The sequence below is a fragment of the Brevundimonas sp. SORGH_AS_0993 genome, assembly GCF_030818545.1.
In the GTDB taxonomy this organism is placed as follows: domain Bacteria; phylum Pseudomonadota; class Alphaproteobacteria; order Caulobacterales; family Caulobacteraceae; genus Brevundimonas.
Window position 1 is genome coordinate 417,172 of sequence record NZ_JAUTAH010000001.1, and the last position, 20,617, is coordinate 437,788.

The 20,617-nt window shown below is 67.2% G+C and carries 17 protein-coding genes and 1 tRNA gene; 9 read left to right on the plus strand and 9 right to left on the minus strand.

The genetic code is table 11. The annotated features are described in order from the left end of the window. Positions 1 to 194 precede the first annotated feature (194 nt). Complete coding sequence (locus QE389_RS02230; protein WP_307364243.1) at positions 195 to 494, plus strand: sel1 repeat family protein; 300 nt, start codon at positions 195 to 197, stop codon at positions 492 to 494. Between the two features lie 6 nt (positions 495 to 500). On the opposite strand, the gene QE389_RS02235 is transcribed toward QE389_RS02230, so the two are convergent. Next, positions 501 to 1,268: a polysaccharide biosynthesis/export family protein gene (locus QE389_RS02235; RefSeq protein ID WP_307364245.1), complete on the minus strand. Its 768-nt coding sequence runs from the start codon at positions 1,266 to 1,268 to the stop codon at positions 501 to 503. 124 nt (positions 1,269 to 1,392) lie between these two features. Here QE389_RS02235 and QE389_RS02240 point away from each other — a divergent pair, with 124 nt between their 5' ends. Both QE389_RS02240 and QE389_RS02245 read left to right on the plus strand, forming a co-directional pair. Continuing rightward, positions 1,393 to 2,832: a chain-length determining protein gene (locus QE389_RS02240; protein WP_307364247.1), complete on the plus strand. Its 1,440-nt coding sequence runs from the start codon at positions 1,393 to 1,395 to the stop codon at positions 2,830 to 2,832. A 40-nt stretch (positions 2,833 to 2,872) separates the two neighbouring features. Next, complete coding sequence (locus tag QE389_RS02245; RefSeq protein ID WP_307364248.1) at positions 2,873 to 3,574, plus strand: hfsB; 702 nt, start codon at positions 2,873 to 2,875, stop codon at positions 3,572 to 3,574. Positions 3,575 to 3,622: 48 nt separating this feature from the next. Here the strand turns inward: QE389_RS02245 and QE389_RS02250 are convergent, their stop codons facing one another. The 4 genes from QE389_RS02250 to QE389_RS02265 are packed head-to-tail and all read right to left on the minus strand — an operon-like array spanning position 3,623 to position 8,443. Then, on the minus strand, positions 3,623 to 4,570 hold the full coding sequence (locus QE389_RS02250) for a glycosyltransferase family 2 protein (protein ID WP_307364250.1): 948 nt from the start codon (positions 4,568 to 4,570) through the stop codon (positions 3,623 to 3,625). 2 nt (positions 4,571 to 4,572) lie between these two features. Next, positions 4,573 to 5,505, minus strand: a complete 933-nt coding sequence (locus QE389_RS02255; RefSeq protein WP_307364252.1) for a glycosyltransferase family 2 protein — start codon at positions 5,503 to 5,505, stop codon at positions 4,573 to 4,575. Then, on the minus strand, positions 5,502 to 6,947 hold the full coding sequence (locus QE389_RS02260; RefSeq protein ID WP_373458329.1) for a lipopolysaccharide biosynthesis protein: 1,446 nt from the start codon (positions 6,945 to 6,947) through the stop codon (positions 5,502 to 5,504). The genes QE389_RS02255 and QE389_RS02260 overlap by 4 nt, the downstream gene beginning before the upstream one ends. 11 nt (positions 6,948 to 6,958) lie before the next feature. Next, complete coding sequence (locus QE389_RS02265; protein ID WP_307364256.1) at positions 6,959 to 8,443, minus strand: exopolysaccharide biosynthesis polyprenyl glycosylphosphotransferase; 1,485 nt, start codon at positions 8,441 to 8,443, stop codon at positions 6,959 to 6,961. Positions 8,444 to 8,586: 143 nt separating this feature from the next. Here QE389_RS02265 and QE389_RS02270 point away from each other — a divergent pair. Beyond that, positions 8,587 to 8,678: transfer RNA gene (locus QE389_RS02270), tRNA-Ser, on the plus strand. Positions 8,679 to 8,893: 215 nt separating this feature from the next. On the opposite strand, the gene QE389_RS02275 is transcribed toward QE389_RS02270, so the two are convergent. The 3 genes from QE389_RS02275 to QE389_RS02285 form a co-directional block, all read right to left on the minus strand. Continuing rightward, the gene (locus tag QE389_RS02275; protein ID WP_307364258.1) at positions 8,894 to 9,619 is read right to left on the minus strand and encodes a superoxide dismutase; all 726 of its coding nucleotides are present in this window, start codon (positions 9,617 to 9,619) and stop codon (positions 8,894 to 8,896) included. A gap of 113 nt (positions 9,620 to 9,732) precedes the next feature. Next, a complete protein-coding gene (locus QE389_RS02280) occupies positions 9,733 to 10,524 on the minus strand; it encodes a transglutaminase family protein (protein WP_307364259.1) in 792 nt (263 codons plus the stop codon). Between the two features lie 225 nt (positions 10,525 to 10,749). After that, positions 10,750 to 12,204, minus strand: coding sequence for a deoxyribodipyrimidine photo-lyase (locus tag QE389_RS02285; RefSeq protein ID WP_307364261.1), 1,455 nt, complete (start codon positions 12,202 to 12,204; stop codon positions 10,750 to 10,752). 365 nt (positions 12,205 to 12,569) lie between these two features. Between QE389_RS02285 and QE389_RS02290 the strand changes: the two genes are divergently transcribed. The 4 genes from QE389_RS02290 (at position 12,570) to hfaB (QE389_RS02305) (ending at position 15,697) form a co-directional block, all read left to right on the plus strand. Next, positions 12,570 to 13,190 carry a hypothetical protein gene (locus tag QE389_RS02290; protein ID WP_307364264.1) on the plus strand — a complete coding sequence of 207 codons (621 nt, stop codon included), beginning with the start codon at positions 12,570 to 12,572 and terminating at the stop codon, positions 13,188 to 13,190. A 106-nt stretch (positions 13,191 to 13,296) separates the two neighbouring features. Continuing rightward, positions 13,297 to 13,722 (plus strand): holdfast anchoring protein HfaA, encoded by a 426-nt coding sequence (hfaA, locus tag QE389_RS02295; protein WP_307364267.1) that lies wholly within the window; start codon positions 13,297 to 13,299, stop codon positions 13,720 to 13,722. Continuing rightward, positions 13,719 to 14,621: a holdfast anchoring protein HfaB gene (gene hfaB, locus QE389_RS02300; protein WP_307364269.1), complete on the plus strand. Its 903-nt coding sequence runs from the start codon at positions 13,719 to 13,721 to the stop codon at positions 14,619 to 14,621. Before hfaA ends, hfaB (QE389_RS02300) begins: the two co-directional genes overlap by 4 nt. Then, positions 14,618 to 15,697: a holdfast anchoring protein HfaB gene (gene hfaB, locus QE389_RS02305; RefSeq protein WP_307364271.1), complete on the plus strand. Its 1,080-nt coding sequence runs from the start codon at positions 14,618 to 14,620 to the stop codon at positions 15,695 to 15,697. Before hfaB (QE389_RS02300) ends, hfaB (QE389_RS02305) begins: the two co-directional genes overlap by 4 nt. Positions 15,698 to 15,826: 129 nt before the next feature. Here hfaB (QE389_RS02305) and QE389_RS02310 read toward each other — a convergent pair whose 3' ends face one another. Continuing rightward, positions 15,827 to 16,759 (minus strand): hypothetical protein, encoded by a 933-nt coding sequence (locus QE389_RS02310; protein ID WP_307364273.1) that lies wholly within the window; start codon positions 16,757 to 16,759, stop codon positions 15,827 to 15,829. 382 nt (positions 16,760 to 17,141) lie between these two features. Here QE389_RS02310 and QE389_RS02315 point away from each other — a divergent pair, with 382 nt between their 5' ends. Next, positions 17,142 to 20,567 (plus strand): polysaccharide deacetylase family protein, encoded by a 3,426-nt coding sequence (locus QE389_RS02315; protein WP_307364275.1) that lies wholly within the window; start codon positions 17,142 to 17,144, stop codon positions 20,565 to 20,567. Positions 20,568 to 20,617: the final 50 nt, after the last annotated feature.

Genomic DNA, 20,617 nt, shown 5'->3' on the forward strand with positions numbered 1-20,617 from the left:
CAGATCCGGCGGCGTATTTGTAAACGAACGATTTGCAAAGGATTTCAGACTTCTGAACGCCATTGGCGACGTTCATTCTCTGCTTACGGAAAAGTCCCTCAGGGCCGCTCCGCCGTTAACATTAACTTCAAACCGGCGGTATTTGATGTGTGTCAGAGGCGGGACCAGAACGGTCGCGATCGGGAGATACGGTGATGAACGCGCAAGAACTGGCGCAAGAATCGCAGGCCGAGGGCCTGCCCCTGCCGACGCCGGACATGTCCGGCGACGACCTGTTCAAACTGGGCATGATGTATTCGGCGGGTTCGGGCGGATGCCCGATGGATCGGGTTTCGGCCCACATGATCTTCAACCTTGCAGCCATGAAGGGGTCGATCGAAGCGCGCGTCTATCGCCGTGAGATGAGCCGGGAGATGGAGCGCGAGGAGATCGCCGAGGCTCAAAAGGCTGCGCGTCGCTATATCGACCAAGGCGTCGTCAAGCTGGTGGCCTGATCGCCCCTAGAACTGGGCGAAGCCGTTGCCGCGTGCGCCGTTGATCGAATAGCTGAAGCCGATCGGCAGGGCGGCTCGCACCTGGGTGAAGAAGGCGGCCAGCTCGCCCAGCGTCGAGCGCGGCACGAAAAGGATGTCGCCGCGCCGCAGGGCCACGACCTCGCCGCGACGCGGCCGAAGGTCCACCACCCTCATCATCCGGGTTCCGCCCGGACCGCGCCGGATCAGCGCCACGCGATCCGGCCGCGAGGTCGGCGAGAAGCCGCCCGCCTGGATCACCGCCTGATAGGCGTCCAGATCGCCCGTCATCTCGAAAACGCCCGGCGTGCGAACCTCGCCGTCGACCCAGACCCGGATCGGTCCGGCCTGGCGTAGCGTCACCTCCACCACCGGCCGCACCAGTTGCGAGGCGTAGGCGGCCGACACGGCCTGGCCGAGCTCCGGCAGCGTTCGGTCGGCGGCCATGACCGGGCCGATCAGGGGCATGGCGATCCGCCCGTCCGGGCCGACCTTGAGCGTGCGCGTCAGTTCCGCCGCCGTCGGGGTCGCCACCTCGATCTCGTCGCCCGGATAGAGCAGATATTCGGGTTCTTCGTCCGTCCAGGCGGCGAAGGGAATCGTTGGAAAGTCCTCGCGCCGCGGCTGTTCGACACGGCGCACGGCCCCTGCCGGACGGGGCATCCGCGCGGCGTTTCCACCGCCGCAAGCTGCAAGCGAGGCGGCCAGGGACACCGAGCCGAGAGCCAGCAGAAACAGGCGTCGTTCTGAATGCATGAGAATCGGTCGGCCTGCACAAGGATCGCTGAAACCGACCCTCGCTATTTATAGGTAACGACCGGTTAACGTGACTGAGCGAAGGGTGGACCAGAACAGCCTTCAGCGGATTCGGCCCACCCCCATGCGTTCAGCGGCCTATGTATCGACCCGACCCCGCTATGGCGTGCTGGACGTCGTCGGCCTGCTGCTGCGCGAACTGCTGCTGATGATCGTGGTCTTCGGGGTTATTCTGGTCCTGGGCGTGGCCGCCGCCATGACGTTGAAAAAGACCTATACGGCCACGGGCGCCGTCTTCGCCGGCGTGGGCCAGGAATACGTCTACCAACCCCGGGTCGGCACGGCCGAACGGGGCCAGGCGCCCCAGGGCGACGAGGTCGCCAATTCCGAAGCCGCCATCCTGGGCTCGGCCGCCGTAGCCCAGCGGGTCGTGGAGGCCCTGGGGCCGGCCGCCATTCTGGGCGAACAGATCAAGGGATCGCCGGATGCGGCCAAGATGGCGGCGCGCAAGGTCATCGGCTCCGGCCTGGGGGTCGGGACCGCGCCGGGCAGCGCGGTGATCCACCTGACCTACAAGGCCGACGATCCGGAACGGGCGGCGCGCGTGCTGAACGCCGTGATCGAGCAGTATCTGGCCTATCGCCGCGAGGTGTTTCAGGACAAGACGCCCGCCATCGCCAGCCAGCGTGTGGCCTTCGAGGACGAGTTGGGCGCGGCGGATCGGGCCTATGAGACCTTTCTGACGTCGAACAACATCGGCGACTTCACCGCCGCCAAGACGACGCTGGCGGCGACCTATCAGACCGTCTTCACTGATCGGATGTCGACCCAGAGCCAGCTGAACCAGACCAGCCAGCGCCTGAAGACTCTGGAAGCGCAACAGGCCGCCACCCCGCCAGAGGTCGCGCTTCAGCAGGATTTGAACATTTCGGCCCAGGACCAGGTGCTGCAACTGCGCACCGAGCGCGAGCAGCTTCTGTCGCGCTACCAGCCTGACGCCCAGCCGGTGAAGGACATCGACGCCCGCATCGCCCAGCTTCAGGCCTATGTCTCGACCGGCGCCGCCGTGGGGCCCAAGGAGGTTCGCACCGGCCCTAACCCCGTCTGGACCGAGCTGGAGACGACCCGCATCAACACCCGGGCCGAGCGGGATTCGCTGGCCGCACGCCTAGCCGTGCTTGATCGTCAGTTGGCCGACATCCGTGCGCGTCAGAGCCGTCTGACCGCCCTGGAATCCGAGAACAGCACCCTGGCCGGCAATCGGGAGGTGCTGAGCGCCTCGATCCGCGAGTTCCAGCAGCGCGAGACCCAGAGCCGCGCCGACAACGCCCTGGTCGCGGCCGGGGCCGACAATGTGACGGTGATCGAGCGCGCCCAACCACCCGTGACGGGCAAGAGTCTGAAGATTCCGCTGATGGCGGCGGTCTTCCTGTTCGCGGCCTTCACCGCCCTGTGCGTCGGCCTGCTGCGGGTCTTCACGCGCAAGGGTTTCGCGACCCCCGCCTCGGTCGGTCGGACCCTGGACCTGCCGGTGTTGGCCGTGGCGCCCGCCAAGGCGCGATAGGTGGTAGGCTGAGGCGTGAGGGAGCGCGCTTAGCGATTCGATGGTCGATCTGACGTCCGAAATGGCGGGTCTGTGGGCGGCGCTGGGCCCGGCGCCGGCCCACCGGGCGCGCGTGATCCAGTTCGCCTCGGCCGCGACCGGAGAGGGCGTCTCGACCGTGGCGCGGGAGTTCGCGCGCCTGGCCGCCGTGCGCGCCCGAAAGCCCGTCTGGCTGATCGACGGCGATCTGGCTCAGCAGGGGCAGTTGGAGACCATTGCCGCCGAGCCCGATCGGTTCGGCCAACTGGGCAAGCCCGCCCAGGCATCTCCCGACGGTTCGGCCTTCTACGCCGTCACGCCGCGTGTGACAGGGCGTGACGGCAGGCCCATGCCCTCGGCCCGCCTGATGACGGCGCGTTCTTGCCTGGGCGGCCGCCTGTGGGTGAGCCATTTCCACATGGAGGCCCTGCGCTCGGGCCATCGGGTCGAGGCCATCGGCGATCCCCGCTACTGGGACGCCCTGAGGCCCCATGCCGACACCATCGTGATCGATTCACCGGCGGCGGATCGCAACGACATGGCGATCATCTTGGCGCCCTTCGTCGACATGACGGTGCTGGTCGTGGCGGCCGCAAGCACGGCGGCGAACGAGCCCGTCATCTTGCGCGACGAGATCGAGGCCGTGGGCGGACGCATCGCGGGCGTGGTCATGAACCGGTCAACCTATAGGCCGCCAAGGTTCCTGGAACGGCTGACGGGCTGACGCTATTCGCTGTCTGGCGAGGCGATCCGGCGCAGCGCCCGCAGTCTGTCAGAACGTCACAGCGGCGCCTGTGCCGCTCTTGAGCATCGCCTGGCCGTAAAGTTTGGGCTCGAAGCCTTTGGTCCAGAAGACCTTGCCCAGACCGCGAACGCATCGGTCGTAAATCTCGGCGCGATTCGGGCGGCGCAGAAGGGCCGACAGCACCGACAGGGCTCCCCAGACGCCGACCTGCGCCAGGCCGACCAACATCCATTTGACCACGCCGGGCCAGTCGCGCCGAGCGGCCGCCATCTGTGTCGGGCTCTGCCCGTAGGCGAAGGCGCGGGTCAGGGCGTAGGTCAACGTGGCGCGGTGAGGCGGGGCGAACTCGTCCGCCCAGGCGTCGGCGGCCCAGGCGAAGCGCCCGCCTCGTTGTCGCAGGCCGGTGAACAGGCGGTCGTCCTCTCCCCCCGTCTCGTCCATGGCGGTGTCGAAGGGGTCGGCGCCGGGCAAGGCCGTGGCGCGGACCATCAGGCTGTTGCCGCAGCCGTGGATGATGTCGGTCAGGCCAGTTTCACGCGGCCCGTCGCGGCCGAAGAACCGCTCCAGATAGTCGGTCGTCCAGCCTGTGCCGGGCGGGACCCGTCCGTGGATGGGGCCGAAGACGACATCGGCGCCTGTGGCGGCCTGGGCCTCCAGCAGGGCCGTCAGCCACTGGGGCGAGGCGGCCTCGTCGTCGTCCAGAAAGGCGATCAGGGGTGTGTCGGTGTGGGCCAGACCGACATTGCGCGCCGTCGCCACGCCGGGCGTCGGCGCGTGCGCATAGATCAGGGGCAGGGCGGTCTCGGCGCGCAGTTGGGCGATCAGGTCGGCGGCCGATCCCTGGGGGTCGTTGTCGGCGACGACGACGGCCGCGATCCGATGCGCCGCCCCGGTCTGGGCGAACACGGATCGCAGCGCGCGCGCCAGGCTCTCGGGGCGACGCAGGGTGGGGATGATCACGGCCACATCGCGCATCGTCAGATAGCCTCTGCATAGACGGCGGCGCGATAGAGCCGCAGAGCGAATGCGCGCGCCTTGACGGGCAGAACCCGCGTCCGGGCGGCTTGTTTCATCGAACGGCGGATCAGCGCCAGGGCGGGCAGGCGTTTCAGCGCGCGCGCGATCTTGTAGCTGGGATAGGTCTGTATGATCTCGGGATGCAAGGCCACGACGCGGGCGAAGTTGCCCGCACCCTGGTCGAATTTGCGGGCCAGGTCGTCGACCGTGTCCAGACCCATATGGGTTGCGGCGTTGTCGATATGCCGAACCGGAAAACGGCGGGACACCCGCATGGCCCATTCCACATCCTCCCAGCCCCAGCCGGCGAAGGCGGGGTCGAATGCCTCGGCGTCGAAAACATCGCGTCGAACCAGCAGGTTTGACGTATAGACGTATTTCTCGGGCGTCTTGGCGCGGGTGTCCGCCGCCACACATTCCGAGGCGCCGGACAGGGCGCGGTGGACGGCGAAACGAGCTTCGGTCGACGCCTGATCCAGGGAAAAGCCGCCAAACACCACGGGCGGGTCTTCGCTCGCCACCAGATCGGCCCAGGTCCCCAAGAAGTCCGATGTGTCGGGCTTCATGTCGCTGTCGAGAAACAGATAGGCGCGCGCCCGCGCGGCCTGGGTCAGCCGATTACGCCCTCTGGCCCGGCCCTCATTGGCGTTCAGGGTGATCAGGCGGGTGGGCAGGATCAAGGTGTCCAGCAAGGCTTGCAGCCGGTCAGTCAGGGGGGCGTCGCCTGTGCCGTCGTCCAGCAGGACCAGTTCGACCCGTCCTGCCAGGGCCGTCTGCTCCTGATCCAGCTGACGAACCAGAGGCTCCGGGTCGTCCCGAAGGAAGGGGATCAGGACCGACAGCAAGGGCCTCGCTTCGGCCCAGGCCGGATTGTCGTGCACGCGGGCGCTCATGCTGCGGCGCCCCGCCGCGCGCGGATCAGGCGCACCAGCACGTCTCGGACCCCTGCGGCGTTCAGCGTCAGGGCCGCCGCCGCATAGACCAGCCCGCCGACCGCAGCGTCCATCACCAGCTCGACCAGACCGCCCAGGGGCGGCAGGACAGCCACCGCTCCTGCCATGATCGCCGAGGCGACGCCGCAGCGGCTCAGGTTTTCCCAAGGAACGGGCAGGGAGATGGCGCGCCGGCTGAGCATCAGGCAAGCGACCAGGCCGATCGCAAAGCTCAACGCCGTGGCCATGGCGGCGCCCGTGACGCCCAGCCGGGGGATCAGGATCAGATTCAAGAGGACGTTGGCGCCGGCCGGTACGGCCATGGTCACGAGCAGAAGGCCGGTCTTCTTGCCCAGGGTGAAACCGAAGCCGAAATAGTAGGCGATCAGGCCCGACAGGAAGGCCGAGGCCGCGATCCAGGGCGTCACCAGGGTGGCTGCGGCCCGCAGTTGCTCGCCGATCATCAGTTCAGCCATGGGGCGCGCCACCAGGGCCAGGCCCACCGCCGCCGGCAGGCCGATCAAGATCAGGGTCGAGCCCTGCTCCAGCGCGGTCTGACGCAGGGCCTCGCGGCCGCCGCGTTCAAGCGCCATCACCATGGCCGGCGCCCCGGCCGCGCCCAGCCAGATGAACATCACGTCCAGGGTCCGGTTCGCCAGGCTGTAGCTGGCATGATAGGCGCCAACCGCTGCCGCATCCATGAAGGCCGCCAGCAGGAAACGGTCGGTCGAGGCCAGAACCAGCGCCAGTGTCAGGGAGGCGGCGATGGGATAGCCATAGGCCGCGTAGGCCTTCAGTCGCGCCGGGTCCACGGCGCCCCCGGCCGACCGGCGCAGTTCGCCGGGCAGGATGAAGGGCAGGGCGAACAGGGGCGCGATCATCAGACCCAGCATGGGCGATGCGGCTCCGGCTCCGGCCAGGGCGAAACCCGCCCCGACCAGAAAGCCCAGAACGGCGACGGCCATATCCACGCCGGCCGCCTTGGACACTTCGCCCGCCGCGCGATAACGCTCCTGCGCCAGCTTGGCCAGGTTGCGGATCGGCGCCCCCGCAAGCCCGCATCCGACCGCCAGCTTAAAGGCCGGCGTCAATGGCAGCAGCCACAACGTCAGCGCCGCGACCGGCACGAACACCGCGATGATGGCGAAGGACGTCCGATAAAGGCTGGCGAAATGGGCGGCCAGGCCCTCCGGCGTCCGCTCCGCAGCCCAGAACCGCGCCATCGACGCCTCCAGCCAGCTGAAGGTCGCGGTGTGCGCCAGGGTGGTGACCGAAAAGGCTAGGGCGTAGTGGCCGAAATCCTGGGGGCTGAGCAGGCGTGTGAAGACGACGATGGTCAGGAAGCCGACGACGCCCTGAACGATCTGAGCCGGCAGATAGCCCCAGACGCCGCGCCAGAACATGTGTTTCTCGCTCACCGGACGGCCGTCCGGTCGCCCAGAAGCACGGGAAGGGTGATCAGCATGATCCACAGGTCCAGCCACAAGGACTGGCGTTCGATATAGTCGATGTCCCACTGGATGCGTTCGCGCACCTGAGCCTCGGTGTCGATCGGCCCGCGAGAGCCCTTGACCGCCGCCCAGCCGGTCATGCCGGGCTTGATGCGGTGGCGGTGGGCGTATTCGGCGACCAGACGGGCGGATTCCGTTTCGCCCGTCTTCATGCCGATGGCGTGAGGGCGAGGGCCGACCAGGGACATCTCGCCCGCCAGAACGTTGAAGATCTGCGGCAGCTCGTCCAGGCTGGCGGCGCGGATGAAACGGCCGACGCGGGTGATCCGGTCGTCGTCCGCCGAGACCTGTCGGTTGGCGGTGGCGTCCGCGCGGTCATGGCGCATGGAGCGGAACTTCCAGACCACGATGACCTCGTGATTGAAGCCGTGGCGGCGCTGACGGAAGAAGACGGGCCCCGGGCTGTCCAGTCGCACCGCCAGGGCGATCAGGGCCATGATCGGGGCGGCGACGATCAGGGCGATCACGCCGACGAACAGATCCTGCAGCCGCTTGTTGAAAGCGCGACGGTCCGCGTTCACGCCGTTGGACAGGGGCGCCAGAGGCATGTCGGCCAGGCGATCCAGGATCCGGTCGCCTCCCGCATCGGCGTCGACCAGCACAGTCAGCGGATTGGGCAGGGATTCCAGCCGCTGGGTCAGTTCGCGGATGCGTGGCGTGGGCGCGGCGTCGATCGCCAGCACGATCCGGTCGATGAAGGGCGTCATCCGATGCGTCAGCAGGGATTCGGCGTCTCCCAGGACCGGCACGCCCGTTACGGCCTTCGGCGATCGGGCCAGACGGTCGTCGAATACGCCCAGCACGTTCAGGTCGCGGCGTTCCAGCGCGCGGGCGATCAAAGCCTCTGCGTTCCGGGTCGCCCCTACGACGACGATGTTGGGCGACAGCATGCCCTTGCGTCGCCAATGGCCGACGATGGCGGTCCAGACCAGATGCAGGATCGCCAGCGCGGCGGAGCAGGCGGCGCCCCAGGCCACGGCGCGCTCCAAGCCGCCGCCTGCTCCGCCGCACAGCCAGTCCAGGGCCGCCGCCACGCCCGTCGCCGCCAGGCCGGCCCACAGGATCAGAGCCAGTTGCCGCGCCGTCGTTGTCTCTTTGCCGAATCGATACAGGTCCAGCGCGCGGGTCAGGCCCAGCAGCGCCGTGGTCCCGACGACGACTGGCAGCACCGCCGCCACGGTCAGATGCATCAGGGACGCCGCCTCGCCGGCCGAAAGGGCCAGGATCGAGCCGCACAGCACGCACAGCACGTCGATGGTCCGGAAATAGTGCGGCGCCAGCCGGACGCCCGACCGCTCGCGCGTGTTTAGCCAGACCTCGGGGCGAAACGGACCGCGCGCCACGCCGTCGCGCGCACTGCGACCTTCGCCAGGGGCGGTCGCGGCCATTGGGGGTGCAGGATCGAGCATATACATCCGTGGCGTCGGTCGCCGCTTTTGGAGCACGGTTCGCCTCTATGCCGCGTTAACGACGCCACTTTCTCTCGAACCCGTTGCACCCGCCCTCGACCTCCGCTATCGACGCCTTCGCTGGAGACGTGGCCGAGTGGCTGAAGGCAACGGTTTGCTAAATCGTCGTACCCTGTAAGGGGTACCGAGGGTTCGAATCCCTCCGTCTCCGCCACCTCCCGGAAATCAACCAAAACAACATTGTGCGGGGCGTGCTGATTCGGGTCTATGCTGAATGCGAGCTTAGGCATCGTCTTACCGCATCAGTCAGCGCCGCCTGTAGGGTCCGAGGGCGCTGAAGGGCCAAGATGGGGCATCTGACGGCCAAACGCCTGCCGGGCGACCGGCAGGCGTCCACGCATTAATCCAATAAGCTTCGAGGCGAAGCGTCTATTTCGCCGCAGCGTAGAGCTGGTTGACGGTGTTCCAGTTCACGACGGTCCACCAGGCTGCCAGGTAGTCGGCGCGTTTGTTCTGATATTTCAGGTAGTAGGCGTGTTCCCACACATCCACGCCCAAGATCGGCGCGCCGCGCGTCTCGGCGACGTCCATCAGGGGATTGTCCTGATTGGGCGTAGAGGTGACGACCAACTTGCCGTCCTTTACGATCAACCAGGCCCAGCCCGAGCCGAAGCGGGAGGTGGTAGCGCGGTTGAAGGCGGTCTTAAAGGCGTCCATCGAGCCGAAGTCGCGGGTGATGGCGGCCGCCAACTCCGGCGACGGCGCGCCGCCTTGGCCCGCCGGCGCCATGAGGGTCCAGAACAGGCTGTGGTTCCAGTGGCCGCCGCCGTTGTTGCGCACAGCCGCCGGCAGGGTCGAGGCGCGGGCCATCAGGTCTTCAATCGAAACGCCCGCCAGGGCCGGATCGGCGGCGACGGCCGCGTTCAGATTGTCCACATAGGCCTTGTGATGACGATCATGGTGGATGCGCATCGTTTCTGCGTCGATGGCAGGCTCCAGCGCCTCGGGCGCATAGGGCAGCGCCGGCAGGGTAAAGGCGGCGGGAGCGGACGCGACGGCCTGGGCCGAGGCGGCGGGCGCATTCTGGGCCAGGGCCGGGGCCGCGATGAATACGGAGAGCGCGAGGGCCGTCTGCAGGGCGAGGGGTCGGATCATGGGGACTCCTTTTGATGAAGGCGTAATGCGCGAGATCAGCCGAAGACGCAGGCTGCGGCATCGTGACAGAGGGCTGTGACATCTCGTTGAAGTCAACGGGGCTTCACCGCCTGTCACTGATCGGGGGCGTCCTCGGCTACGGCGGTGATCGTCTGACGAACCAGTTCGCAGACGCCCTGGGTGGAGAGAAAGGCGATGTCGGCGGCGTCGCGGCCGCAGGCGATGCGAACCAGGCCCTCGACCGGCGCCAGGTCTGTGGGGTCGATCAGCCACCAGCCGTTGGAGAGCCAGACCTCGAACACCGCGTGGAAGTCGGGCGGCTGTAGCCGATAGGCGTAGGCGCTGACGGCGCGCGCCGGCACGCCGGACGCCCGGCACAAGGTGATGCCCAGGTGGGTGAAATCGCGACAGACGCCAGCGCGGTCGATGAAGGTTTGGGCGGCCGTGGTCTCCGAGTTCGAGACGCCGCGCTCATAATCGATGTTCTCGCGGATCCAGGCCAGGATCGCCAGAACGCGCTCGCCGCCTTCGGTGCCGCCGAAGGTGCGTTCGACGAAGCGTCCGAACTTGTCGGAAGGGCAATAGCGACTGGCCCACAGGTAGGGCAGCACCTCGGCAGGCAAATCGTTCCAGTCGTGCTGTGTGACGCCGGGCGGCAGTCCCATAAGCTGGCCATTGTCCACCAGGGCTTCGTAGGTCAGGGCGACCTCGCCCGAAAGACGCGACCGCAGGGTGCGAGCGCCGAACTCCACATCCTCGTCCTCGTGCAGCGTTTGGGGCGGACTGACGGACAGCCGTTCCGTAAGAATGGTCTGGCCCGGCCAGTGAGCGGTCTGCACCTTGTAGATGGCGTCGGTCGGCGGATCGAAGCGATAGACGAGTTCCGAGCGGACGCGAATTCTCATGGTGTCTTGCGCTCCTGGCGACGTTGGATGGGCGAAGCGCCGAGGCCCGCCCTATGGGATTATTCGATGCCCATCGCAACGCGCCAGCAGCCGTAAGGTCCGTGAAAATTTGTAATCATTTCGCCGCTTCTTAGAGATCGACGTGCGGTCAAGCCGCGCGCCGCCAGACCGTCGATCCCGGCAGTCGGCGCCTCGGGAGGCGGGCCGCTGTGGCGTTCAGACTGGCTACGGGCCAGCGATGCGCCGTTCAATCCTGGGCGGGTGCAGGCTCTTCAAGGCTTCAAGGGCGCGCCGCCGCGCCTTGGCGTGATCGACCACAGGCATCGGATAGTTATGGCCCAGCGATATGCCGGCCTGACGAAGAATCTCTGTCGGAGCGGTCCAGGGGGCATGGATGAATCGGTTGGGCAGGGGGGCGAGTTCCGGAACCCAACGGCGAACGTAATGGCCGTCGGGGTCGTGGGTCTCGCCCTGAGAGACTGGGTTGAAAATGCGGAAATAGGGCGCGGCGTCGGCGCCGGAACCGGCGACCCACTGCCAATTCTGGATGTTGCTGGCGGTATCGGCGTCCACCAGGCTGTCGTGAAACCAGGCCGCGCCGCGACGCCAATCGACCATCAGGTCCTTCACCAGGAAACTGGCGACGATCATGCGGACACGATTGTGCATCCAGCCGGTCCGCCACAGCTGTCGCATGCCCGCGTCGATCAGAGGATATCCGGTTCGCCCCTGGCTCCAGGCGGCGAAACCTTCGGCGTCGTCGCGCCACGGCATGGCGTCGTACTCGGGCCGAAATGCCTCAGCCTTCATCGTCGGAAACTGGAACAGCAGATGGGCCGAGAATTCGCGCCAGCCCAGCTCGGAGACGAACTTCTCGGCCTGGTCCTGAAGGACGGGATCCGAGTCCGCCGCGGCCAGAACGCGCTGAGCTACGCGCCGCACGCTGATTTCGCCCCAATGCAGATAGGGCGACAGCCGGGAGACGCCCTGTCGATCCGGTCGGTCGCGGTTGGTGGCGTAGCCGGGCAGGGCGTTTGCAATGAAGTGTTGCAGCGCAGCGTGGGCGCCCGCCTCCCCGGGGGCCCAGTCGAAACCTGTCGACCAGTCGGGTGATCTCGGATGCAGGCTCAGCGCCTCGATCGGCTGGGCGGACAGATCGTGGTCCGCGAACAGGGTCGCCTCGTGCGGCGCATCGGTCGGCGGGCCTATCAGGGGGCGCAACGCCTTCATGAAGGGTGTGAAGACGCGATACGGTCGCCCTTGGCCGTTCAAAACCGAGCCCGGGCGGGTGAACAGGGCGCCGTTGAAGCCTGTGCATTCCACGCGGTCAGAGTGCAGTCCATGAGCGATGTCGGCGTCGTGTTCGAAGGCGGTCGGTTCGAACCGCCGGTTCATGAACACCTGCCGTGCGCCGGTCTCCTGAATCACCCGGCGCAGTTCGGCCTCCTCGGCGCCTTCGCGGACGATCAGGCGACCGCCGCAGACCTGTATCGAGCCATCCAGGGCGTACAGGGACTTGTCGAGCCACCATCTCCCGGCGGCGCCCAGATCGTCAGGCCCGTGGCGGTCCAGAATGAACAAGGGCAGGATCGGCTTGCCGGTCGCGGCGGCTGCGTCCAGCGCCGGATTGTCCTGAAGACGCAGATCGCGCCGGAACCAGACGATCACAGGGGCGGTCAAGTGCAGGCTCCGGTCATGCGCGCGTAACGCCACGTTCTACGTCGGCGATCCTTGCTCAGATGACTTCGAAGTCCATCGCACCGATGACCGGGGCCTTGACCACCGTTGCGCCAAATCGGGACAGTCGGGGTCCGGAATCGCGACACGGTATCGGTCGCCTGAGCCGCCGAAGTCGGGGGGCGCCGAAGAGAAGGGCGGCTCCGAATTCGTGCTTTTCGGTCATTGCGCGCGGACTTATCGGGCTTTTGGGACAGCGGCCGGCCGCCGAAGGTTGAACGGCTTTGGTTTATCGACGTCGAGTATTCGGCGGCTGAGATTTTGCACTGTCCGGCTGGCCCGACGACCGGGCTATCTGGAGAAGTCTCGTGAACACCAAAATCCTAACCCTGTCCGCCGTGCTGGTCGCCGCCGCCGCCGCGGCGGGCGCGGCACAGGCGCAAAGCGCCAACTCGAACCAGTCGAACAGCGCCTCCGTCCGTTCGCAACTGAACGCGACGGTCAGCAATGTGAACAACTCGGTTTCGGCCACCGCCGCCGCCATTTCGAACAGCGTGACCATCGACGGCGGCACCGCGGTCTCGATCAACAACAATCAGAACGCTTGGGGCGGCGCGTCCTCGCAACTAAACGCCACCATCGGCGACGTGTCGAAGGACGTCTCGGCGACCTCGGCCGCCATCGCCAACTCGGCCACCATCAAGACCTCCAACTGGGGCGGTGCGATCAACAACAACCAAGTCGCGTATAACGACCCGTCGGCGACGCTGAACGCCACCGTCGCGGACGTGTCGGGCACGGTCTCCGCCACTGCAGCGGCCATCAGCAACTCGGCCACTTTCGATACGCGCTTCGGTTCGCTGAACTCGTCGCAAAGCAACAGCGCCGGCGTCGCCGCCTTGGCCAACGCGACCGTGCGCGACGTGTCCGGCGCCGTGACCACCACGGCCGCCGCCATCGGCAACAGCCTGACTGTCACTGGCTTCTAAGTCTGCGAGGGGGCGGCGTTCCTTCGCCGGCCCCTTCGTCTCACGCGGCCGCGTTCAGGTCGTCCCTTTCCTGCTCTTGCTCGAGTTCGTCAGCGCCATGATGAAGATGTCAGTCCCCCTCGCCCTTCTGGCCCTTTCCGTCGCCTGCGGGTCTTCCCAGGCGCAGTCGTCCTCGGAGTCCGCCGGCGCGGCGTCGATGGAGGCGGGTTACGGGCGGGCCGGAGCCCTGGCCAGCCAGACCTTCAACCCCGTGACGCGCGACGCCAACGGCAATCGTCTGGTGGTCAACGGCGTCATCATGAACGGGCAGCCCAACGTTCCGCTCAGCTATTCCAGCACCGGCGCCAACAGTCTGTCCGGTGCCGCCTATTTCGACAGCGGCGCCGCGGCTCTGAACAACAGCAATACGGCTACCGCCGTCGGCAATCTGGTCAATGTCTCGATCATCGGCCACGGCAACACCGTCGTGCTGAACAGCACCCAGATCAACAACGGCGACATAAGCGCCAATTCTCGGAAGCCCGGTTCGTGAGACGCGCCCTTCCCCTCGTCCTGGCGCTGGCGTCGGTCGCCGGCGTCGCCGGCGTCGCTTCGGCCGAGACCGGCGCGCGCGCGAACGTGCAGCCGATCCGCGGCGCGCCGGCCACCGCCAATCCGTCGCCCTATTCGGGGGCGCTGACCTGCCTGGCGCATCGCGGCGCCTGGGTCGGCGGGGCCGCCCCGCGGATCGCCGTGGGCCGGATTTCCGACATGACGGGACGGGTCGATCTGCAGACCGGAGCGCGTGCGTCGCAGGGTGCGGCCCTATTCGCCATCACCGCCCTGGGCCGTGCCGGCGCGCCGGTGGTCGAACGTCTGGACAACACCGTCGCCGAGATCGAGCTGAACTACGCCCGTCAGCATCTGCTGTCCGATGCGCCGGAGCGGGCAGGGCGGGACCCTGAGAACTTCCGGCCCATCTACGCCGGCCAGGTGGCGGGTTCGCGCTACTATCTGGTCGGGGGGATCACCGAGCTGAACTACAATATCGCCTCGTCGGGCGTGAGCGCCCAGGCGGGAGCCGCCAAAGTGACCGGCCTTCGCGGCTTGGCGCAAGCGTCGCGGTATGTGATGAATGTGGCGGTTGATCTTCGACTGGTCGACACAAGGTCGCAGGAAGTGGTGAACAGCGTCAGCTTTCAGAAGCAGGTGATCGGCGTGGATCGCAGCCTCGGCCTGACCGGGACGCTGGGATCGGTCGGCGGCGTGGGTACGGCCGGCGACGGCGCCATGGAGCCCATCCAGGCGGCGGTGCGAACCGTGGTCGAACGTGGCGTGTTCGAACTTCTGGCCGGCATCCAGGCGCCCGGCGCCCAGGCCAGTTGCCTGCCGGTGGAAGACACGCCGCCTGCAGATCAGACCTACGCCATGGCGTCAGGAGCCTCGTCTTGAAGTTGCGCCCGGTCCTGCATGCCTCTTTGATCGCCGCCGTCGGTCTCGCCGGCTGCACGACCACCCGTTTCGACCCCGAAACCGGCCTGTACGCCAAGCCGATCGGCGGTGCGCCGGCGACTGGCAACGACACCGCCTATTCGGCGCCTCTGCGGTGCTTGGCGGCGGCGGCTCACACGGCCGGTCGCGCCGCGCCGCGCCTGGCGGTGGGCGACATCGCCGACCTGACCGGCCGGAACGATCTGGAGACCGGCCGCAAGATCAGTCAGGGTGCCTCCCTGTTCGCCGTCACCGCCCTGACCAAGGCCGGGGTGCCGACCGTGGAACGCCAGGATCGCGGGGTGTCGGAGGTCGAACGCCAGTACGCCCAGGCGCATCTTCTCTCGGATTCGCCCCAGGCCGCGGGCCAGAGCCCCGAGAACTTCCGTCCCATCTACGCCGGCCAGATCGCCGGTTCTCGCTACTATGTCGTCGGCGGCGTGACGGAGCTGAACTACAACGTCCGCTCGTCCGGGGCAGACGTGTCGGCCGGCGGTCTGGAGGCCAGCGGCGTCAAGGGCGGCCTGACAAACAGCGGCTATGTGATGAACATCGCCATCGATCTTCGCCTGGTGGACACCCAGTCGCAGGAGGTGGTCGCCACGGCTTCGTATCAGAAACAACTCGTCGGGCGGGAGATTCGCGTCGGCGTGTTCGACTTCCTGAACGGCAACATCTTCGACCTGTCAGCCGGGACCGCCGGCATGGAGCCGATCCAGTTCGCCGTCCGCACCGCCATAGAACGCGGCCTCTACGATTTCGTCGCCGATCTGTACGCCGTGCCGCGCGATCGCTGCCTGCCGGACGCCGAGGCGACGGCCCATGGCGAAAGTCTTCTGGCGCGCCGTACTGCCGCCGCACTGGTTCAGGCGTCCCAGCCGGTCCCGTCGCCGCAGCAAGCCGCCGCTCGACCGGGGCAGCCGGCGTCGCCCTCGCCGCGACCGCCCGTTGGTCCGCCCGCGCGTTGGGTTCTGGATCCGTCGAACTGGCGACCCGCGCCCGCGGCCGACGTGCGTGGAACCACCGGCGGCAGTTGACTGCGGTTTTCTCTGCGCCTTCCAGTCCCTTCCGCCTTCGTTGAAAAAGCCCGCCGCGATTGATCGTAGCGGGCTTTGCAATTTGGAGAAACGCGCGGGACGTCGTCACGCCCCGCGCATCTTCCACGGTCACAGACCGCTCGTCACTCGCGTGATGGTGGCCGAGTTGCCGATCGCGGCCGCCGTCAGCGACGCCGAATCGACGTTGCGAACCGTCACATTGGCCACTGCCTGGGTCAGAGCCGTGTTGTTCTGGACCGAGTTCGCCGCCAGCATGGTGTTCGCGCCGGTGTTGATGGTCAGCGAGTTGGAGATCGCCGCCGCCGTTCCCGACACTGCGTCATCGACGTTCGACACCGTGGCGTTCAGCGTCGCCGTAGGGTCATAGCCGGACATCTGCGTGTTGGAGACCGTGCCCTTGCCGGCGTGTTGCAGGTCGATGGTCGCCGAGTTGGCCAGGGCCGCCGAGGTCAGGTTGACCTTGTCCGACACGTCACGCACCGTAGCATTCAGGACGGCGCGAGAGTCGCCGTTGAAATACTGGCTGTTCGACACGTTGAACGCGCCTTCGCCGCTCGTGGTGAAGGAGTTGGCGATGGCCGCCGCCGTGCCCGTGACGGCCCCGTCGATGTTCGCCGCCTTCAGGTCCGCTTGCGCCAGGAACTGCCCGCGATGGGTGTACTGGGCGTTCGTGACATTGGAGACGACATTGCCGTCCAGGGTGACGGTGGCCGAGTTGCCCAGGGCGGCGGCCGTGGCGGCGACATCGCCGTTCACATTTCCGACCGTGCTGGACAGGTTGGCGCTGGTCGAGCCCCAGCTGTCCTGAACGTTGCGGACCGTGGCCGGGCCACCGCCGGTGATGGAGGCCGAGTTGCTGATCGCGGCCGCGGTTTGCGACACGTTGCCGTTCACGTCGTTGACCACGGCGTTCAGTTGAGCACGGACATTGGCCGTGTTCTTCTGGTTCGTCGTCGCAGTGGACTGGGCCTGAGCGCCAGACGCCAGCGTCGCCAGAACGGCGGCGGCCATAAGGCCACCCGCCTTGATTTTGTTCTTCATATCAAGAAGCCCCAAAAATCGACCGTCGAAAATGACGGACGCTGTTTGGACTGCAAGAACGGCCCCGCTTGAGACGATTGCGCCCATTAACCGCGTCAGCCTGCCAAGTCGCTTTAATCGTTGCAGATCGGGCCCGAACGGTGTTGGGGCTTTAACCCTGACCTTCTCAACTGCGTCAGGACGTGACGGTAGGCTGGCGGAAGTGCGTCGGATTGGGACAAAAGCAGGGAGGTAAGACAGATGAAAGCCATGCGGATTACAGCTGTCCCATCAGGCTGCGGATTCAATCCTTTCAGCCAGTCGGCCTTCGCCCACATCCCGCCGTTCTTGCGCAATATGCGGCGGATTGACGCGGGATGAGCCGCGACGGGGCTGAGTAAAAATGACGTCTGGCGGGTTTAAGCATCACGGCGAAGGCCGGTCGGTGTTCCTGGATGCGAGTGGGCGGCGGGCGCGGCGGTTGCGGTTGGCGGCGCTGGTGGCGGCGATGATCGCCGCTGTGGTGCTGACGGGCTTCATCGCCAGTCTGATGGTCTTGCCTCGGTTGTCCGGCCTGTCGGTGGCGCCCAATCCTGCGGCGAACATCGCGCACCGGACCCACGGCGTCGAACGCGCCCTGTTGCGCTACATCGACCGCCAGAACCGCCACGCGCCGCATCCGCCGGCGACGCCGGGCCAGTCGATCATCGCGGGGGCTTGGTTCGCGCCCTGGGAGGACGGGGCGGTGGATTCCTTCACCCGGCACGCCGGAGACCTGACCCACGTCTATCCGACCTGGGTCGAGCTGCGGGATGACGGCGCCGACATCCTGACGACCGACTGGGATCCGACCCGCAGCCCCACGACCCGGCCTATGGTGGCCGCCGCACGGGCGCATGGGGTCAAGATCGTTCCGGTGGTCGGCAATGCGACCGAGGGCCGGTTCGACGCCGGCCGCATCGATCGGATGCTGGCGCCGGGAAACGCCCAGCATGTGATGGATCGACTTATCGACTTCGTCACCGTCAACAACTTCGCCGGTCTGCAGATCGACTTCGAACAGATGACGCCCGAGCAGATCGCGCGGGTCGCGCCTTGGATGGCCCAACTGCGCCAGCGCCTCAACGCGCAGGGCAAGGAGCTGTCAGTCGCGCTGGAAGTCAGCCTGAGCGACGCCGACATCCGCGCCCTGTCCGGCGTGGTCGATTACGCCGCGATCATGGCCTATGACGAGCATGGCGAGGACAGCCGGCCGGGACCGATCTCTTCGGCCCTGTTCGTGAACAAGGCGATCGAGCGTTTCACCCGCCTGGTTCCGGCGAACAAGCTTATCCTGGGCATCGGCGTCTATGCCTATGACTGGCGCGAGGATGGCGGCCCGGCCGATTCGCTGACGACGACGGCGGCCCTGACGGCGGCGCGCGGTTATCGTCCCGAGGATGATCCGGCCAAGGTGATGGACTTCGATCCGACCGCTCTTCAATCGACCTTCAGCTACACCGACGACCAAGGTCGGGCGCACGAAGTGTGGTTGCAGGACGCCACCTCGGTCGCCAACGCCATGACCATGAGCCGGGGACGAGGCTTGCGCGGCGCCTCCCTATGGGCGCTGGGCGAGGAGGATCCTACCAGTTGGACGGTCTTCGGCCGTAAAGCCCAGCCGGCGATCCGGCAGATCGCGGCCTTGCAGCATGTCGTCCTGACCCAGCAGATCGCCTTCACTGGCCAAGGCGAACTGCTGAACGTCATCGATTCCCCCCACCCGGGTGAACGGCGCATCGCCGTCGATCCGGTCAGCGGCCTGGTGACGGACGCGGTCTGGACGCGCTGGCCCTCGGCCTGGACGGTGCGGCGCACGGGCGCGCCAGACAAGACCCTGGCCCTGACCTTCGACGACGGGCCGGACCCGGAATGGACGCCGCAGATTCTGGACGTGCTGAAGGCCAAGGGCGTCAAGGCGACCTTCTTCATGATCGGCGGCGCGGCGGCGTCCAACCCCGCCCTGGTTCGCCGTGTGCGGGACGAGGGGCACGAGATCGGCAACCACTCCTTCACCCATCCCAACATGGCCCATGTGGACGAGGAGCGGGTGCGTCTGGAGCTGACGGCGGCGGACCGCGCCTTGGAAAGCATCCTGGGTCGCCAAGTCACCCTGTTCCGCCCACCCTACAACGCCGATTCCGAACCCCAGACCTATGGCGAAATCCTGCCGATCGCGGTGGCGTCCAAGCTGGGCTACACCACGGCGGGCGAGTCCATCGACCCAAATGACTGGAACCTGGACCGGCCCAGCCCCGGCGGCGGCACGCATCGCCTGCGCCCGGACGAGATCGTGGCCAATGTCCTGGCGCAGGCGGACGCCGGCCACGCCGTCCTGCTGCACGATGCTGGCGGCGATCGCTCGGCGACGGTGAAGGCGCTGCCGGCCATTATCGATGGTCTGCGCGCACGCGGCTATCGGTTGACGACCATCGGCGGCCTGGTCGGCCGCACGCCCGATCAGACGATGCCCGCGCTGCCGGCGGCCGAACGGTCGCTGATCGCTGCGGATTCGGCGGCCTTCGGCTTTTCGCACATGGTCGGGATGGTGCTGTTCGTCGGATTCAACCTGGCCATCGCCCTGGGGTTGGCGCGGATCGTCCTGATGATGCTGCTGGCGTCCCGTCGGCGGCGTCATGCGCCCAAGGCCGATCCATCGACGCCCGCGCCGCGTGTCGATGTTCTGGTCGCCGCCTATAATGAAGCGACCGTGATTGTCCGGACCATCGACAGCCTGCTGGCCAGCCGCGGGGTGGAGGTCGGCGTCCTGGTGGTCGATGACGGTTCAACCGACGGCACCTATGAAGTGGTCGAGGCGGCGTTCGGCGACGACTCCCGCGTGCGTCTGCAGCGCAAGCCGAACGGCGGCAAGGCCTCGGCCCTGAACCTGGCGCTGCAGGACGCCACAGCCCCCCTGGTCGTGGGCGTGGACGCCGACACCCAGCTGTCTGGGGACGCCCTGGCCCGGCTGGCCGCCTGGTTCGTCGATCCCAAGGTCGGCGCCGTCGCCGGCAATGTGAAGGTCGGCAACCGCAGAAACCTGGTCACGCGCTGGCAGTCGATCGAATACATCACCAGCCAGAATATCGACCGGCGGGCGCTGGCCCTGTTGAACGCCGTCACCGTCGTGCCGGGGGCCATCGGCGCCTGGCGCACGGAAGCACTGAAGACGCTGGGCGGCTATCGCTCGGACACCTTGGCGGAAGACATGGACCTGACGTGGCGGGTGCGGGAGGCGGGGTGGGTCATCGCCAACGAACCCAAGGCCCTGGCCTTCACCGAGGCGCCGTCATCGTTGGGCGGCCTGCTGAAACAACGTTTCCGCTGGAGCTTCGGCACCCTGCAATGCCTGTGGAAGCATCGGCGCTCGACCTTCCGGCATGGCTGGTTCGGCGGCCTGGCCCTGCCCAGTCTGTGGCTGTTCCAGATCATGGGGCAGGTGCTGGCGCCCCTGATCGACCTGCAACTGGCTGCCGCCATCGTGATCCAGCTGCTGTCATGGTTGGCGACGTTGCAGCATTCGGACATCGAAGCGACGCCCAATCCGACGCTGTGGTTCACCCTGGCCGTCTATGTGGCCTTTACGGTGCTAGAGCTGGGCGCGGGCTGGATCGCCTTCGGCTTCGACAAGGAGAAGCGCGGCGATCTGTGGCTGCTGCCGACCCAGCGGTTCGTCTATCGCCAGATCATGTATGTGGTGGTGTGGCGGGCGCTGGAACGGGCGCTGTCGGGCCTTGGTCAGACCTGGGGCAAGCTCAAGCGCACGGGCGACGTTCGGGCGCCGGCCTGACCGCCGCGCCGCATCGACAGCCCGACGCTTAGCCGCTAGGGCGGGCGTCG

Bases quoted from the DNA above. Each gene is read 5' to 3' on its own strand.
- QE389_RS02275 (WP_307364258.1), bottom strand. From the start codon at position 9,619: ATGATCCGACCCCTCGCCCTGCAGACGGCCCTCGCGCTCTCCGTATTC.
- QE389_RS02265 (WP_307364256.1), bottom strand. From the start codon at position 8,443: ATGGCCGCGACCGCCCCTGGCGAAGGTCGCAGTGCGCGCGACGGCGTG.
- QE389_RS02250 (WP_307364250.1), bottom strand. From the start codon at position 4,570: ATGCGCGATGTGGCCGTGATCATCCCCACCCTGCGTCGCCCCGAGAGC.
- QE389_RS02280 (WP_307364259.1), bottom strand. From the start codon at position 10,524: ATGAGAATTCGCGTCCGCTCGGAACTCGTCTATCGCTTCGATCCGCCG.
- QE389_RS02240 (WP_307364247.1), top strand. From the start codon at position 1,393: ATGCGTTCAGCGGCCTATGTATCGACCCGACCCCGCTATGGCGTGCTG.
- hfaA (WP_307364267.1), top strand. From the start codon at position 13,297: ATGTCAGTCCCCCTCGCCCTTCTGGCCCTTTCCGTCGCCTGCGGGTCT.
- QE389_RS02230 (WP_307364243.1), top strand. From the start codon at position 195: ATGAACGCGCAAGAACTGGCGCAAGAATCGCAGGCCGAGGGCCTGCCC.
- QE389_RS02315 (WP_307364275.1), top strand. From the start codon at position 17,142: ATGACGTCTGGCGGGTTTAAGCATCACGGCGAAGGCCGGTCGGTGTTC.
- QE389_RS02245 (WP_307364248.1), top strand. From the start codon at position 2,873: ATGGTCGATCTGACGTCCGAAATGGCGGGTCTGTGGGCGGCGCTGGGC.
- QE389_RS02260 (WP_373458329.1), bottom strand. From the start codon at position 6,947: ATGTTCTGGCGCGGCGTCTGGGGCTATCTGCCGGCTCAGATCGTTCAG.
- QE389_RS02310 (WP_307364273.1), bottom strand. From the start codon at position 16,759: ATGAAGAACAAAATCAAGGCGGGTGGCCTTATGGCCGCCGCCGTTCTG.
- QE389_RS02255 (WP_307364252.1), bottom strand. From the start codon at position 5,505: ATGAGCGCCCGCGTGCACGACAATCCGGCCTGGGCCGAAGCGAGGCCC.
- QE389_RS02235 (WP_307364245.1), bottom strand. From the start codon at position 1,268: ATGCATTCAGAACGACGCCTGTTTCTGCTGGCTCTCGGCTCGGTGTCC.